We start from the raw sequence: 15,690 nt of genomic DNA on the forward strand, positions 1-15,690 counted from the left end.
GCTCTGCCGCTCGGTTGTCATGGCGGTCCTGCGGCAAAATAGGTATCGATGTTGCGATGGGAGGCCTTGGCGAGGCGGCGAAGCCATTTGTCGTCTCCGTCGATGTGTCCCTGGAAGCTCGGCTTGCCTTCGTCCCGTTCTTTCGCCTGCCAGGCGCGGAAGCGGTAGTGATCATAGACATCGATGACGTGCACCGCGTAGGCGAGGGCGAGCGCCTGGGCGCCGCGGATAATCAGCAGGTTCTCGTCGTTTTCGTAGGAGGCCTTGAAGCCGAGATTGTGGCTGCCCGTCGCGACGACGCAGTTGTCCTTCGACAACGGATCGATCACCACGACCTTGTCGTGAACCACCGCATTTCCGGTTTTGAGAATCTCTTTCTCGAAATCACCGATTGGGTCGTTCAGCGCTGCGGCGCGAACGATGTGCAATCCGCCATTGTCATACGTATAGGGCTTGACGCCCTCGCGTTCCGCGGCAGTGCGACCGTTCTTGTCGGGCGCGACGTACCCCGGCATGGCGGTGACGTCGCTGATGGCGCCGGCGGCGATCAGGGTCTTCTTCTTCCTGGCCACCTCGATCGCCGCCGAGATGATGCTGTCGACGCCGCCGCGGGACGGCAGAAAGGCGAGAAAGAAAATCGCCTGTTCGGCGCCGGCGATCAGGTCGAAGAGCGTCGCAAGGTCCGGCGGCGTGGCCTTGCCTTTTCGCGTGGCCATGGTGTTCGGCGAGAACCAGACCTGTGCCTCGGCGCCGCCGAGAGCCGCCGCAAACGGCGTCTGGTCTGCGCTGCGGATTTCGGGGCCCTGGCATTGTGTGGATTTGCCGGCGCTGCTCGGGGGGCGCGGCGCTGGAAACTTGTCATCGCGCAGTCGCTGCCAATAGGTATCGTAGGCGTGGGCGGCGTCCGCCGAAGCGATGATCAGCGCGTTGTTCGATTGGCCGCACAGCCCGGTGGGCGTCCAATTGGTGCTGCCCGTCATCACCGCCATAGGCTTGCCGTCCTTGCGCCAGACGGCGAATTTGTTGTGACCGATGTGGTTGTTGTTGAACATGCGGTCGTGAATGCGGACCCCGGCCCGGTGCAGGGCGCGGCGTGAGTCCTCGTTGGTGTGGTCCCAGGCTGTCCCGCCCCGCTCCTTGCCGGTGTTGGACAGGATGATCTCGATCCGGTCCTTGTTGTCGAGCAGCAGTTGCTGAAGCTGCTTGTCGCTGAGTTCATAGAGCGCGAGGCGCAGATCTCCATCCTTGTATTTCGGATCGGTCAGGAACAGGTGAAGGGTATTGAGCACGTCGCCGGTCAGATACCGCCGGATCCGGCCGGTCGGATCAGCCATTTCCGCCGCGAGGGTCTGGGGATTGAACGGCTTGCCGTCGGATTCGATGGCGTGCCGCAGCCATTGCCCGGACAGGATGCCGTTGGTGAATGTCGCCCGGACGCCCCCGTAATCGAGATCGATGCGGATGGGATCTGTCTCGACCGCGGGACCGAGATAGCCGAGCGGCCGCACGTCGCCGCTGTAGGTCTTGGCCTGCCGTGGCTCGACGCGCTCCAGTCCCGGTCGCCAGTCGCCGACCGGCCGGATGGCGTATTTGACCTCGAAGCCGATGTCGCGTTCACCTAAATCGTTGCGGTGCCGGCGCAGCGTCAGATCCCGCCAGTACAGCCGCTGAACCGGCCAGACGCTGGTGTCCTGAGCCTTCCAATCGGGGTTGTCCTGGCCCTGGAAAGGCACCCAGGCCGGCAGTCCCTTGGGGGGCTCGCTGCCGTCGGTTCTGATCCGGACAATGTCGAAGCCAAGGCAGCCCTCGATCATTCCGTCGAGCTCCCAGGCGATCAGGGCGACTTCGCTGTTCGGATAGGCATGCGCGGCGGTGATCTTCCCCATGGTCCTCTCCCTTATGCGGCGACCACGGATTCGCGAGCAGGCCCACGCCTCTTGCAGCCACGTCTTGCAGGCATGTTTTGCAGGCGTGTCTAGCAAGCGCGTCGCGGGCCAGCACATCGCGAACACGCAAGGTGCGTTCAAGGTGCTGTGGTAGCGCCGCAAACGACTGGCAGGATCGCAACAGGATTGTGGACGAGTTCGCGACGGCGTCAACCAAGCATTGTGGATTGGCAATGATGCAGGCCAGGTCAGCAGACCGTGACGTTGACCGCGAGGCCGCCGAGCGACATTACCTGAAGACGCTGGAGGCGATGGGCGGTGATCCCCGTGACGGCGCCAAGGTCGTGGCCAACATGAAGGAACTGAAGGTCGACGATCCGCTGTTCGGCAAGAACCGCATTCGCGCCGACGGCCGCCGGCTGATTCCTGGTCATTGTGATGCACGGGGCATTGCGGTTCCCGCCCAGACATTCTTATTGAAGGCTGCGTGCAGCAAAAGGGATGCGGACCGGGAGGGCGTCGATGATCATCAGGACCCACGAGGATGTCACGGCCGACGCGCTGGCGGTGATGGCGCGGACGCAGGATCCGCGACTGCGCACCATCATGATGTCCCTGGTCAGGCATCTCCATGCCTTCATCCGCGACGTGCACCTGACCGAAGCCGAGTTTCGAGAAGCCGCGGCGATCATCAACGAGATCGGCCAGCGCACCACCGACAGCCATAACGAGGCGGTGCTGATGGCCGGTTCGCTCGGCGTGTCGTCCCTGGTCTGCCTGCTCAACAACGGCGACGACGGCAATACCGAGACCTCGCAGTCGCTGCTCGGTCCGTTCTGGCGGCTGCATTCGCCGCGGGTGGACAATGGCGGCTCGATCGTTCGCTCCGACACCCCCGGCGCGCCGCTCCTGGTGACCGGCCGGGTGGTCGATCGGAGCGGAACGCCGGTCGCCGGCGCCGAAGTCGATATCTGGCACGCCTCGCCGGTCGGCCTCTATGAGAACCAGGACCGCGACCAGGCGGAGATGAATCTGCGCGGCAAATTCACCACCGAGGCCGACGGCCGGTTCTGGCTGCGGACCGTCAAGATGGTCGGCTATCCCATTCCCACCGACGGCGTCGTCGGGCGCTTGCTGGCGGCACAGGATCGCCATCCCTATCGGCCGGCCCATCTGCATGCGCTGATCGTCAAGCCAGGCTTCAAGGTTCTGATCTCGCAGGTCTACGATCCGCAGGACCCCCATATCGATAGCGACGTGCAGTTCGGGGTGACCAGGACCCTGCTTGGCGACTATGTCCGTCATGACGAGGTGCATCCGACCGATTCCACCGTCGGCGCGCCCTGGTATTCGCTGGACTACACCTTCGTGATGGAGGCGGGGGAGACCGTGCTGCCGCGGCCGCCGATCAAGTAATAAGCTGTTCCTCGCGAGGATAATTTTCTAACGAGCCGTGATAAATAGTAAAAATATTTCTAATTTTCCGGAATTTCCGTGATTGTCAGGTGCGCTGCGGCAAGCCACCATGTGCCCTATCATGAGGGCCACTCACCCTCGACCGGTTCAGAAATCCAATGAATGTCCATCAATCCGTCACGCTCGGCCAGTCGGTGGCCGCCGCGGAGCTTCGAGGCTTTGATCGTCCGGAGCCCATGGTCCGCTTCGAGGGCGTCTCGAAGACCTACCCCGCCCGCCGCGGCAAGCCGGGCGTCGACGCGCTGCGGTCGATCGACTTCGCCATTCCCCGAGGTTCGATCACCGGAGTGATCGGCCGATCGGGCGCCGGCAAATCGAGCCTGGTGCGGCTGATCAACGGGCTTGAGAAGCCGACCGCGGGCAGGGTGGTGGTGGATGGCCGCGACATCTCGGCGCTCGCCGGCCGCGACCTGCGTCTTGCCCAGCGCTCGATCGGCATGATCTTCCAGCATTTCAATCTGCTGTCGTCGCGCACCGCCGCCGGCAATATCGCGCTGCCGCTCGAGATTGCCGGCTGGTCGCGCGATGCGATCGCCGCGCGGGTGACCGAGCTGCTCGACCTCGTCGGCATCGCCGACAAACGGGATCGCTATCCGTCCGAACTTTCCGGTGGGCAGAAACAGCGTGTCGGCATCGCTCGCGCGCTGGCGACGCGCCCCGACGTGTTGCTGTCGGACGAAGCCACCTCGGCGCTCGACCCGCAGACGACGCGGGCGATTCTCGACCTGCTCGCCAGCATCAATCAGGAACTCGGCGTTACCATCGTGCTGATCACCCATGAGATGTCGGTGGTGCGCCAGCTTGCGAAGGACGTCGTGGTGATCGATGGCGGCCATATCGTCGAGCGCGGACCGGTGGCGGAGATTTTCACCCATCCGCGCCATCCATTGACACAATCCTTCCTCGCCGAGGCGATCGGCGATTCCGTGCCGCTGTCGCTGGCCTCGCGGCTGTCGCCGGATGCGATTGGCGGCCAGGCGGTGCTGCGCGTCGCGTTGCGCGGCGTCGAGGTCGCCGACACGCTCGTTGCCCGGCTGGCGCGGGCGCTTTCGATCGACGTGGCGCTGTTATCGGCGCGGATCGATGAGATCGGCGGCCGCCATGTCGGCTCGATGATCATCGGCGTGCCGGCCGCCGCAGGCGCGAAGGCCAAGTCGTTGCTGGCTGAGCAGGGCATCGAAGTGGAGCATCTCGGCCATGTCGCGTGAATTGATCAACCTCATCATCGACGCGACCTGGGAGAGCCTCTACATGGTGGCGGCGGCGGCCCTGCTCGGCATCTTGTTCGGCGGTCCGATCGGAGTGTTTCTGGCCACCAGCCGCAAGGGCGAATTGTTCGCCGCGCCGGCTGCCAATGCAGTGCTCGGCACCGTGGTCAATGCGGCGCGGTCGACCCCGTTCATCATTCTTGTGGTCGCCATCATTCCCTTCACACGGTTGGTCGCCGGCACCTCGATCGGTTCGACCGCGGCGATCGTGCCGCTCACCGTGGCGGCGACGCCGTTCATCGCCCGCCTGGTCGAGGCGGCGATCCGGGAGGTCGATGCCGGCCTCGTCGAAACGGCGTCGTCGTTCGGCGCGACGCCGCTGCAGATCGTCGTCAAGGTGCTGATTCCGGAGGCGCTTCCGGGCCTGGTGCTGGCCCTGACGCTGGCGGTGGTCAGCCTGCTCGGCTACTCGGCCATGGTCGGGGCAGTGGGGGGCGGCGGGCTCGGCGACCTCGGCATCCGCTACGGCTATCAGCGCTTCATGCCGGACATGATGCTGGCCGTGGTGGTCGTGCTGATCGCGCTAGTTCAGGTGGTGCAGACCCTCGGCGATCATCTTGCGCGGCGGCTGAACCGGCGGTTGCGACACTGACCCCTCGCCAACGAGCACTGACCCGGGGACGGAATGACAGCGGACCATTCCCCGACGTTCGCGCGATCTGGCACGCCGACGCTGCGGGTCTGGGGCCGGCGTAACTCATTCAACGTCCAAAAGGTGATGTGGCTGCTCGGCGAGCTCGGTCTCGCCTACCGGCACATCAATGCAGGTGGCGCGTTCGGCGGCCTCGACACGCCCGCCTTTCTCCAGATGAATCCCCATGGCCATGTCCCGGTCATCGACGATAACGGAACGGTCGTCTGGGAATCGCATACCGTCATCCGCTATCTGAGCGCCCGATATGGCGTAGGCACGTTCTGGGTGGAAGATCCTGCCGAGCGGTCGCGCGCCGACCGGTGGATGGATTGGGTGCTGGCGACCCTGCAACCGGATTTCATGGGGCTGTTCTGGGGATTCTATCGGACTCCCGAAGATCAGCATAACCCGTCGATGATCCGCGGCTATGTCGCGCGCTGTGCGGCGCATTTTCAGCTTCTCGACAGGGAATTGGCGACGCGGCCCTATCTCGCGGGGGACAGTCTCACCATGGGCGATATTCCGGCAGCGACATGCCTGTTCCGCTACTACGGCCTGGAGATCGAGCGTCCGCATCTCCCGCATGTCGAAGGCTGGTATCGGCGGCTCGCCGAGCGGCCGGCCTACCGCGAGCACGTCATGGTGCCATTCGACGATCTCCGCGGTCGGCTGGTATACTGAAGTCACGTGGCCGTCTTCGGGGCGCCGGCGCGCGTGTCGGCAAGGGGTGAGATCTCAGGAGCTTGGGATGGAACGGACGACTCTGGCGGAGCGTCTCGGGTATGGCCGAACCGACCGTCTGCTGATCGTCAACTGCGACGATCTCGGCTCCAGCCATAGTGCCAACGTCGCGACCTTGGATGCGGTGACGCGAGGCATCGCCACCAGCGCGACCTTGATGGTTCCTTGTCCCTGGGCACGGGAGGCTGCCCGGCTGTTCGAGGGGCTCTCCGTCGGCGTCCACCTGACGCTGACGTCCGAATATCCGGGCTATCGCTGGCGCGGCTTGAGCGCCGGCGCCTCGCTGCACGATCAGGATGGTTTTCTGCCCGCGACCACTCGCGCCGCGCTGGAGCGGCTCGACGCCGCGGACGCGCGGATCGAATGTCAGCTTCAGATCGAGGCGGCGCTGTCCTGGAACCTCGATGTCACCCACCTCGACGCCCATATGAACGTGATGCAGGCGCGATCCGATCTATTCGAGGTCTACCTCGATCTTGCGCAGGCCTTCAGGCTGCCGGTCCGCATGTTCTCGCCCCAGGAAACCGCACGGCAGGGCTTTCGAGCACGCGAGCGCGCCGAGGCCCGGGGCATCCTGTTTCCCGAGCACATCGTCTATCCCTGGCCCAGACCGACCCGCGAGGTGTTCTTCGAGGAGATCCCGAAGCTGTTGCCCGGCATCACCGAGATATTCGCCCATCCGGTCCATGACGGGGACGAGCTGCGCGCCTACGATCCACTCCACAGCGAGATCCGGACCCATGACGCCGGATGCCTGATTGACCCTGCGGTCTCCGAGCTTCTGGAGCAGAACGGGATCAGGCGCATCAGCTTCCGCGAGATCCGCGACCTCCAGCGCATCAGCGGAGGCGCGGCATAAAGGGTGACCCGCGGCAGGTGCCGACCGCGGTTCACAACGCCGGCGACGACCAGATCTTGACGTTCGAGGTATCGACCTTGGCCGGCAGCAGGCCTTCGGCGAAGAACGCGTCGGCGATGCGCTGCTGCTCGGCGAGCCCCTGCACGGTCACCGGACCAACCTGATAGGAGCGGTGGCTGTTGGCCTCGGCCACGGTCTCGGCGTCGATCTTCCACAGGTTGGCGAGCAGCGCCGCCGCCTCCTGCGGGTGGGACTTGACCCAGCGGCCGGTGTCGGCGAGCGAGCGGACCAGCACCGCGAGCACATCGGCGCGCTTGTCGGCGAAGGCCGCGGAGGCGAGATAATAGCGCTTGTAGCTGGCGAGGCCGCCGCTGCCGTCCGCCAGAAGCCGTGCCGCCGATTGCCGGCGGGCGCTGGTCAGGAAGGGATCCCAGGCCACCCAGGCATCGACCTTGTTGCTGACGAAAGCGGCGCGGCCATCGGCCGGCGGCAGGTAGGCGGCCGAAATGTCCTTGAAGCTCAGCCCGGCTTTGGCCAGCGCCGTCAGCAGCAGGAAGTGGCTGCCGGCGCCCTTGGTGACGGCAATCCGCCTGCCCTTGAGATCGGACAGCGATTTCACCGGAGAATTCTCCGCCACCAGGATGCCCTGGGCGGCCGGAGAGGCGGCTTCCTCGGCGATGAAGGCGAGCTTGGCGCCGGCGGCCTGGGCGAAGACCGGGACCGTATCGGCGACATCGGCGCTGACGTCGACATTGCCGAGATTGACCGCCTCGAGGAGCGGCAGTCCGCTGGTGAATTCGTGCCATGACACGGTGACGCCAAGCGGCGCCAGCGCCTTCTCGAGCGCGCCGGTGGTCTTCAGGATGACCGTGAGCGTCGACGAGGTCTGATAGCCGAGGCGGAGCTGTTCGGCTCCCGCGCTCGGCGCCCCGACAGCGACGGCAGCAAGGCAGCTCATGCCGAGCAGGGTCGAACGAATTCCGCGGATGAGCGAGCCAGTCATGACGTGATATGTCCTGTACGAAGAAGAGCGTAGCTAGTGTGGCGTCTCGCAATTGCCTATGCCCTTTGCGGCAAGCCCCTGTAGGCAATTGCGAGACATAAGCCACACTAGCACTTTGATTTTGCTAGTGTCCCTATGTCTCCGAATGACCGTGCGAGTGCGAGGCAAATGGAGCGGTAATTCGGAGACGGGACACTAGTCCCAGTCATGAAGCAGGTTCGTGCCGCCGGCAATTGCGGAGAATCGCGGGATACGGGGCGAAGATTTCCCTGCCGGCGCGCGAGCGAGAATTCTGTTCTTGCGGAGCGTCGCCGGCCTCGCCGCAGAACGGCAGCGCAACAGCGAACGAGTTGCATGGCGAAGGCGGGGGCGGCACGCGAGAGAATAAACACGCTTTCCGTCCTGAAGTTTGTGGAATATCTCCTCTGCATGGCAGGCGCGTGAGACCGGTTTGTCGTTTTGTCTCTCCGGTGATTGATGTCGCCCTGTCGCGGCGTTAGGTCCGCGGCTTCTTCCAGTTTTGCCTGACTTCGGAGATATCGATGCGTATCGTGACTGCCGCCGCCATTGTTGCCGCCCTCCTGACCGGCGGCATGGCCCGGGCGGAAACCATCAGGGTCGGGGTGACCGCCGGGCCCCATGCCGAAATCCTCGACGTGGTGAAGAAGGTCGCCGCGGAGCGCGGGCTCGACATCAAGGTCATCGAATTCACCGACTACGTGATCCCGAACCAGGCGCTGGCGCAGAAGGAGCTCGAGGCCAATTCATTCCAGCACGAGCCCTACCTGAAGAACCAGATCGCCAAGACCGGCTGGAAGATCGTCAAGGTGGCGACCAGCATCGGCTCGCCCCAGGGCGTCTATTCGCGGAAATACAAGAGCCTCGCGGACCTGCCTCAGGGCGCAAAGGTCGCGATCGCCAACGATCCGTCCAACGGCGCGCGGGGCCTGATGATCCTGGCGCTGCACGGGGTCATCAAGCTGAAGAATCCGGAGGACGTGACCTCGACGGTGGCGGATATCGTCGACAATCCCAAGAAGCTGAAATTCATCGAGCTCGACGCCGCGCAACTGCCGCGCTCGCTGCAGGATGTCGATCTCGTCTCGATCAATAACAACTATGCCGTTCAGGCCGGTCTCAATCCGGCGACCGACGCCATCGCCCACGAGAATCCCGATGGTCCCTGGGTCAACATCCTGGCCGTGCGCGAGGAGGACAAGGACAAGCCCTGGGTCAAGGAGTTCATCGCCGCCTACCATTCCGATCCGGTGAAGGAATTCGTCAAGACCCGATTCAAGGGCACCTACCTCCCGACCTGGTAAGCTGGCGGGCACGACCGACGCAGGCAGGCCAAGCCTTCCCGGTTTGGCCTGCAGCGGATGACAACTTCGCCGCAAGCCGCCGAGCTTTGCAAATTAACTCTCCCGCAATTGCGTTAGCGTTGAGCGCATCAGTCCTGCGGGAGATCATCAAACCATGTCCAGCCTTCGTGTGTTCGCCGGTGCCATCCTCGTCGCGCTCGGCGTGACGGCCGCGACCCTCGCTTCCTCGTCTGCCGCCGAGTTGAAGGAAGTCCGCGTCGGATTCCAGAAGGCCAACATCTTCCCGGCGGTGAAGCAGCGGCAGACCCTCGAGAACGCACTCAAGGGGCGCGGAGTCACCGTGCGCTGGGTCGAATTCCAGTTCGGGCCACCGCTCTTGGAGGCGCTGAACACCGGCAATATCGATTTCGGCTATACCGGCGACGCGCCGCCGATCTTCGCCCAGGCGGCCGCGGCCAACCTGCTCTATGTCGCGGCGCTGCCGGCATCCGGTCAGAACGAGGCGCTGATCGTGACGGAGAACTCGCCGATCAGGTCGGTCGGCGATCTCAAGGGCAAGCGGGTCGGCGTCGCCAAGGGCTCGAGCCCCCACAACACCCTGCTGGCTCTGCTCGAAAAGGCTGGCTTGTCCTTTACCGACATCACGCCGGTCTATCTTGCTCCGGCCGATGCGACGGCCGCCTTTTCCGGCGGCAGCATCGACGCCTGGGTCATCTGGGATCCCTATCTGGCGCTGGCTGAGGGCAACAAGGCGCGGGTCGTCGCTTGGGCCAGGGACGGACATCGGTCCAACAGCTTCTTTCTGGCAAACAGGGACTTCACCAGGGCCCATGCCGATCTGGTGACGCAGATCATCGAGACTTTCGCGGCGGAGGTGAAATGGGGCGATGCCAATCGGGTCGAGGTCGTCACCGCGCTGCATGAGGCGACCGGCTTCAATCAAGACGCGCTGTCGCGCGCGATCGGGCGCTCGGCGTTCTCGGTCGTGCCGCTGAACGACACCATCGTCGCCAACCAGCAGAAGGTTGCCGATCGCTTCCACAAGCTCGGCCTCATTCCGACGCCGATCGTGGTCAAGGACATCGTCTGGATCTGGAATCCGGGATCGTGACGCACCTCGCATGAAGCGGGGGCGGTATCCGAATGGATGCAAGGAAGAATCCATCTCCCGGCGCCGCGACGAGGGAAAAGTCGTTCTCCGGGTGATTGCAAGAATGAAATTCTCTGCGGTTGCTCGCCGCGCATCGTGAGCAGCATTTTCGGGTGTCGGGTTCGCAGCGCAGGCGTGCTGCGCATGCAGACAGGGGGCTAAGGGGATCATGTCGGAGATTGCGGTCAAGGCGGCCGAGGCGCCGCTGTCGAAAACGAGCGTGACGGAGGACTGGCTGGCGGTCGCCATCGGTCTTCTGGTGTTTGCGCTGGCGCTGTTCAACGTCAGTGGAATCGATCTGCTCGGCTGGGCGGTGACCACCTCGGTCTACACCAGCCTCACCCAGGCGCTGAACCCGGTTTCCAAGGCCTATGCGGCGCTCGGCGGCGGTGGCGCGCTGCTCGCCACCTGGCTGTCGCTGGTCGTGGTGCTGAGCCTCGGCGTCGCGGCGCTGGGCGGCAATGTGCGGCGCTTCGCGGTGAGCTTCACCGTGGTCTTCGCCATCGCCTATGCGAGCTGGATTGCCGGCAGCTACGCCTATCTTGCTGCGGTAACGCCTGCCGAGCAGCAGAAGTTCGGAATCGCCTGGTCGCTCAAGCTGACCAATGAAGGCGGCTTCATCGTCGCGCTGCTGGCGGGCATCGTCATCGCCAATTTCTTTCCGCGCTTCGCCGAGTGGCTCAAGGAGGCGATCCGGCCGGAACTCTACATCAAGATCGCCATCGTCATTCTCGGCGCGACGGTTGCGGTCACTGCCGCGGGCCGATTGAATCTCGCCTCGTCGATCCTGCTGCGCGGCGTCGCTGCGATCATCGAGGCCTATCTGATCTACTGGGCGGTGGTCTATTTCGTTGCGCGCAAGTGGTTCGGCTTCAGCCGCGAATGGTCGGTGCCGCTCGCCTCGGGCATCTCGATCTGCGGCGTGGCGGCGGCGATCGCCACCGGCGGCGCGATCCGCGCCCGGCCCGCGGTGCCGGTGCTGGTGTCGTCGCTGGTCGTGGTATTCGCGGTGGTCGAGGTCCTGATCCTGCCGTTCCTGGCCCAGACCTTCCTCTGGCAGGAGCCGCTGGTGGCGGGGGCCTGGATCGGTCTCGCCGTCAAGACCGACGGCGCGGCGGTGGCCGGCGGCGGCATCACCGAGGCGCTGATCAATGCCAAGGCGGCGGCCGAGGGCGTCCATTACCAGAGCGGCTGGATTCTCGCGACCACGGCCACCGTGAAGGTCTTCATCGACATCTTCATCGGCATCTGGGCCTTCGTCCTTGGCTACATCTGGACCAACCACATCGACAAGGGGCCGGACAAGGCAAAGGCCTCGGAGATCTGGCAGCGCTTCCCGAAATTCATTCTCGGTTTCGTGGTGGTTTTCGCGCTGTCGCTGTGGCTCGCGCTCGGCACCACGCCGACGATCGCCAAGGCGCTGCCGGCGGCCGCCGGCGAGGCCAATGTCTTCCGGGTGATCTTCTTCATCCTGACCTTCTTCTCGATCGGCGTGCTGTCTGACTTCCGCAAGCTGTGGCAGCAGGGCTTTGCCAAGCTGGCGGCGGTCTATGTCATCAGCCTGTTCGGCTTCGTGATCTGGGTCGGGCTGTTGATTTCCTGGCTGTTCTTCAGCGGTGTCAAGCCGCCGCTGGCAAGCTGACAAGGAGGCGGAAATGTCCGAACCGACGCTCAACGACATTCAAGGCAACGTGCCGGAGCCGCTGCTTCCGGTCGAGAAGAAGCTGATCGGCATCAGTCTCGGCACCGGCATCGTGCTGCTGGTGATTCTGGCGATCGTCAGCCGCTATCTGCCGGCGACCTTCTGACCGACACGCCCCAAAAAAAGCCGCCGGGCGCAACCGCGTCCGGCGGCTTTCCGATTTGAACTAGTGTCCTGTCTCCGAATTACCGCTTCGTTTGCCTCACCCTCGCACGGTCATTCGGAGACATCAGGACACTAGCAAAATCAAAAAGCTAGTGCGGCTTATGTCTCGCAATTGCCTACAGGGGCTTGCCGCAAAGGGCATAGGCAATTGCGAGGCGCCACACTAGCGCATCCGCTCGCCGACGCAGCGCGGATCGTCGTCGTTCAACGCTCGGCGTCATCCCGTCATCGTCGGCGGCTGCAGGCGCAACGAGATCGGTAGTCGGATCCATGCTCCGAATGGCGTCAATCTCACGGCAGTAAAATGCACGTCGCGCTGGCCCACAAAATTCGTAAGCGGATTCTCCTCGCGACGCGAAAAACAGATTGTTTGCCACTCGTAGGATTGCGGGCGATCTGCAACACTTTCACCCGATCATTGATGTCGATGCGTCTCGGAGGGTGGTGAAGCGTAGTCTGTTCGCGAATTTCGCGGACGGAATCGGCTGTAGCGCGGTCAGATCGATGTAGGCCGCGGTCGGGACATTGATCTCGCCGGCGGTCGGCAGGGAATGTCCACGATCGTGTGTCCGGTGATGAAAAGTCAGGGCCGCAACCGATCAAAATCACAATCGGAGATAGTATAATGGTGGAACTGCGGGAAGACTTGAAGTTCGCCTATTGGGTGCCGAATGTGTCCGGCGGGCTTGTCATCAGCAAGATTGAGCAGCGGACCGGCTGGGACATCGGTTACAATCGTCGGCTTGCGCAGATTGCAGAGGAGAATGGGTTTGACTATGCGCTGAGCCAGATCCGGTTCACCGCCGGCTACGGCGCTGAGTATCAGCACGAGTCGGTCTCGTTCAGCCATGCGTTGCTGGCCGCGACCAAGCGACTGAAGGTGATTGCCGCGCTGCTGCCGGGACCATGGACGCCGGCGCTTGCCGCCAAGCAGATTGCAACCATCAACCATCTCACCGAGGGGCGCATCGCAGTTAACATCGTGAGCGGCTGGTTTCGTGGGGAGTTCGCCGCGATCGGCGAGCCATGGCTCGATCATGATGAGCGCTATCGCCGGTCCGAGGAGTTCATCCGGGCGCTACGCGGCATCTGGACCGAGGATCAGTTCAATTTCCGCGGTGATTTCTACCGCTTCACCAATTACTCGCTGAAGCCGAAGCCGCTGGAGCCGTTTCCGGAAATCTTCCAGGGCGGCAGCTCGCGCGCCGCTCGCGACATGGCAGCCAGGGTCTCCGATTGGTATTTCACCAATGGCAACTCCGTCGAGGAGATCGCAAAGCAGGTGGATGACATCCAGACCAAGGCTGCCGCGACCGGACACAAGGTCAAGATCGGTGTCAACGCTTTCGCGATCGCTCGCCCAACCGAGGCCGAGGCCAGGGCCGTACTCGCCGAGATCATCGACAGGGCCGATCCGGAAGCCGTCAATGCATTCGGCCACGAGGTCAAGAATGCCGGCAAAGCGTCGCCCGAGGGGCAGGGTAACTGGGCGAAATCGACCTTCCAGGATTTGGTTCAGTACAACGATGGCTTCAAGACCAACCTGATCGGTACCCCAGGTCAGATCGCCGAGCGCATTTTGGCGCTGAAGGAGGTCGGGGTCGATCTCATTCTGCTCGGCTTCCTGCACTTCCAGGAAGAGGTCGAGTTTTTCGGCAAGCACGTCATTCCGCTGGTGCGCGAGCTGGAAGAAAAGCGCCGCGGCCGGGTCCAGGCCGCCGAATAGACAGGCCGATCAAGCGCAGTCTGGAACGGTAATGACGAGCGGTGCGGCACTGACATTGCGGCGCGACGCAGCGGTAGGCGGGGCAGTGGCTGCGCCGGCTGCCTTCACGCGCGAGGCGCCGGGCGGACGTTCCGGAACCGCGATCCTGGCGTTGACCGGCATCTCTCTCAGTTTCGGCGGCATCGCGGCGCTGCGCGACATCGATCTGGCTGTGTCAGCGGGGGAGATCCGGGCCGTCATCGGCCCCAACGGCGCCGGCAAGAGCTCGCTGCTGAACGTCGCCGAAGGCGGATTGACGCTGCTCGTCGCGGAACAGAATTCCACAGTCGCGCTACGTTTTGCCGATCGCGCGTTCGTGCTGGAAAACGGACACACCAAGCTTTCGGGCGACGCGCAGGAGCTGCGCCGGCGATCCGATGTCGAGGCACTTTATCTTGGCGGCCGCGCCGCCACCGCGCCGGCACCGGTTGCCGCGGCTCTCGCCGTCACAGTCTGACACCTTCATTACATCTTCATGCCAACGACCAGGAGACCATCGCTATGAGTCTATCGACCCTTGCCCGCGTCGAGCCCGATCATTATGCGCAGCTCGACGGCATCATTGAAACAGCCGTTAAGGTCAATGCCGACGGCAACGACCTGAAGGGGCTCTTCCCGAAAGACAATCTCGACGCGCTGGCCGCCGCCGGGTGGACGGGCGTGCTGAACGAACCGCGTTTCGGTGGGCTCGGCCTCGGTCACGTCGATTTCGCGGAGGCGGCACATCGGATCGGCCAGGCGGATGCCTCGACCGGCCTGGTTTATGTCATGCATGTCGGTGCCGCCCAGACCATCAATCTGTTCGGTAATGATGATCAGAAGGAGCGTTGGCTGAAGGCGAAAAACGGCGGGTTGCTCGGCACCTATTCGACCAGCGAACGAGCCTCTGGCGGCCACTGGTGGTACAATTTCTCCGAGGCGGCGAGGGATGGTGACGACTACATCGTCGATGCGGAGAAATCGTTTACGACCAGCTCCGGCAAGGCGGATTTCTATCTGGTTCAGACACGCTCGCCAGGTGCGAAGGACCAGGCCGACATCATTTTCTTTATTGTGGATGGCAAGGCGCCGGGGATCGAAGTCGGTGCTTGGGACGCGCTCGGGGTGCGCGCCAATCATTCGGGGGCGATTCGCTACAAGGGCGTCAAGGTGCCGCGGCGCGACAGGCTCGGAGCGGAGGGGCAGGGCAAGGAGATCATCTACGACGGCGTTTCGCCGGTCTACCTGATCGGCCTTGGTGCGGTGTGGGAAGGGGTGGCGCGTGGCGCGCTCAATGCGGCGATCGCCCATGTCACCAGCTTCGTCCACAAGGATAAGAACAAGAGCCTGGCCGACTACCAGGCGATCCGCCAGGAGCTTGGTGCGGCCAAGGTCCTCGTGGAGAGTCTGCGGCCTTGGCGCATCGAACTGGCGCAGCGGCTCGACGAACTGTGGCGCGCTGGCAAGCCGCAGAGTGAGATCTTGATTCCGCTCACTGAATTCAAGGTCCACGCGGCTGAGGTTGCCAACAAGGTCGCGGGCGCGGCTCTCACTGTTACGGGCGGCTATGGCTATCGGCGCGGTCCGATCGAGCGGTCCTATCGCGATGCCCGTGCGGCTATCGCAATGGGGCCGTCGAACGTGATTGCGCGCGACTGGGTCGGCAAGTCGCTGGTCGGTCAACCGCTTGAGCTGTTCTACGAGGGCGGTGAGTGAGGTCGAGCAGCGGTTATGGGCGGC

At 63.8% G+C, this 15,690-nt stretch carries 14 protein-coding genes and 1 pseudogene; 13 read left to right on the forward strand and 2 right to left on the reverse strand.

The window, feature by feature from the left end; all coding sequences use genetic code 11:
- Positions 1 to 17 precede the first annotated feature (17 nt).
- The gene (locus DB459_RS14790; RefSeq protein WP_253706027.1) at positions 18 to 1,886 is read right to left on the reverse strand and encodes a phospholipase D-like domain-containing protein; all 1,869 of its coding nucleotides are present in this window, start codon (positions 1,884 to 1,886) and stop codon (positions 18 to 20) included.
- Between the two features lie 275 nt (positions 1,887 to 2,161).
- Here DB459_RS14790 and DB459_RS14795 point away from each other — a divergent pair.
- From DB459_RS14795 to DB459_RS14820, 6 genes and pseudogenes are all read left to right on the forward strand, one after another.
- A pseudogene (locus DB459_RS14795) lies at positions 2,162 to 2,320 on the forward strand (ABC transporter permease); the annotation flags it as partial.
- An 88-nt stretch (positions 2,321 to 2,408) separates the two neighbouring features.
- A complete protein-coding gene (locus DB459_RS14800) occupies positions 2,409 to 3,302 on the forward strand; it encodes a dioxygenase (protein WP_253706028.1) in 894 nt (297 codons plus the stop codon).
- A 158-nt stretch (positions 3,303 to 3,460) separates the two neighbouring features.
- Complete coding sequence (locus DB459_RS14805) at positions 3,461 to 4,570, forward strand: methionine ABC transporter ATP-binding protein (RefSeq protein WP_371926746.1); 1,110 nt, start codon at positions 3,461 to 3,463, stop codon at positions 4,568 to 4,570.
- On the forward strand, positions 4,560 to 5,222 hold the full coding sequence (locus tag DB459_RS14810; RefSeq protein ID WP_253706029.1) for a methionine ABC transporter permease: 663 nt from the start codon (positions 4,560 to 4,562) through the stop codon (positions 5,220 to 5,222). The genes DB459_RS14805 and DB459_RS14810 overlap by 11 nt, the downstream gene beginning before the upstream one ends.
- Before the next feature lie 33 nt (positions 5,223 to 5,255).
- Positions 5,256 to 5,945: a glutathione S-transferase family protein gene (locus DB459_RS14815; protein ID WP_253706030.1), complete on the forward strand. Its 690-nt coding sequence runs from the start codon at positions 5,256 to 5,258 to the stop codon at positions 5,943 to 5,945.
- Positions 5,946 to 6,012: 67 nt separating this feature from the next.
- Complete coding sequence (locus tag DB459_RS14820) at positions 6,013 to 6,864, forward strand: ChbG/HpnK family deacetylase (RefSeq protein ID WP_253706031.1); 852 nt, start codon at positions 6,013 to 6,015, stop codon at positions 6,862 to 6,864.
- Positions 6,865 to 6,895: 31 nt separating this feature from the next.
- On the opposite strand, the gene DB459_RS14825 is transcribed toward DB459_RS14820, so the two are convergent.
- Positions 6,896 to 7,822: an aliphatic sulfonate ABC transporter substrate-binding protein gene (locus DB459_RS14825; protein WP_253713573.1), complete on the reverse strand. Its 927-nt coding sequence runs from the start codon at positions 7,820 to 7,822 to the stop codon at positions 6,896 to 6,898.
- 587 nt (positions 7,823 to 8,409) lie between these two features.
- Here DB459_RS14825 and DB459_RS14830 point away from each other — a divergent pair.
- From DB459_RS14830 to DB459_RS14865, 7 genes are all read left to right on the forward strand, one after another.
- Entirely contained in the window at positions 8,410 to 9,189 is a 780-nt protein-coding gene (locus DB459_RS14830) for a MetQ/NlpA family ABC transporter substrate-binding protein (protein ID WP_253706032.1), read from the forward strand.
- A gap of 154 nt (positions 9,190 to 9,343) precedes the next feature.
- On the forward strand, positions 9,344 to 10,300 hold the full coding sequence (locus DB459_RS14835; protein WP_253706033.1) for an aliphatic sulfonate ABC transporter substrate-binding protein: 957 nt from the start codon (positions 9,344 to 9,346) through the stop codon (positions 10,298 to 10,300).
- Positions 10,301 to 10,508: 208 nt separating this feature from the next.
- Complete coding sequence (locus DB459_RS14840) at positions 10,509 to 11,981, forward strand: putative sulfate exporter family transporter (protein ID WP_253706034.1); 1,473 nt, start codon at positions 10,509 to 10,511, stop codon at positions 11,979 to 11,981.
- A 13-nt stretch (positions 11,982 to 11,994) separates the two neighbouring features.
- A complete protein-coding gene (locus DB459_RS14845; protein ID WP_253706035.1) occupies positions 11,995 to 12,147 on the forward strand; it encodes a hypothetical protein in 153 nt (50 codons plus the stop codon).
- A gap of 684 nt (positions 12,148 to 12,831) precedes the next feature.
- Positions 12,832 to 13,932, forward strand: coding sequence for a dimethylsulfone monooxygenase SfnG (sfnG, locus tag DB459_RS14850; RefSeq protein WP_253706036.1), 1,101 nt, complete (start codon positions 12,832 to 12,834; stop codon positions 13,930 to 13,932).
- A gap of 31 nt (positions 13,933 to 13,963) precedes the next feature.
- Positions 13,964 to 14,428 (forward strand): ATP-binding cassette domain-containing protein, encoded by a 465-nt coding sequence (locus DB459_RS27370; RefSeq protein WP_256519171.1) that lies wholly within the window; start codon positions 13,964 to 13,966, stop codon positions 14,426 to 14,428.
- Positions 14,429 to 14,472: 44 nt separating this feature from the next.
- Positions 14,473 to 15,666: an acyl-CoA dehydrogenase family protein gene (locus DB459_RS14865; RefSeq protein ID WP_253706037.1), complete on the forward strand. Its 1,194-nt coding sequence runs from the start codon at positions 14,473 to 14,475 to the stop codon at positions 15,664 to 15,666.
- Positions 15,667 to 15,690 lie beyond the last annotated feature (24 nt).

Origin of the sequence: Bradyrhizobium sp. WD16, from assembly GCF_024181725.1 — a bacterium.
Classification (GTDB): Bacteria; Pseudomonadota; Alphaproteobacteria; order Rhizobiales; family Xanthobacteraceae; genus Bradyrhizobium_A.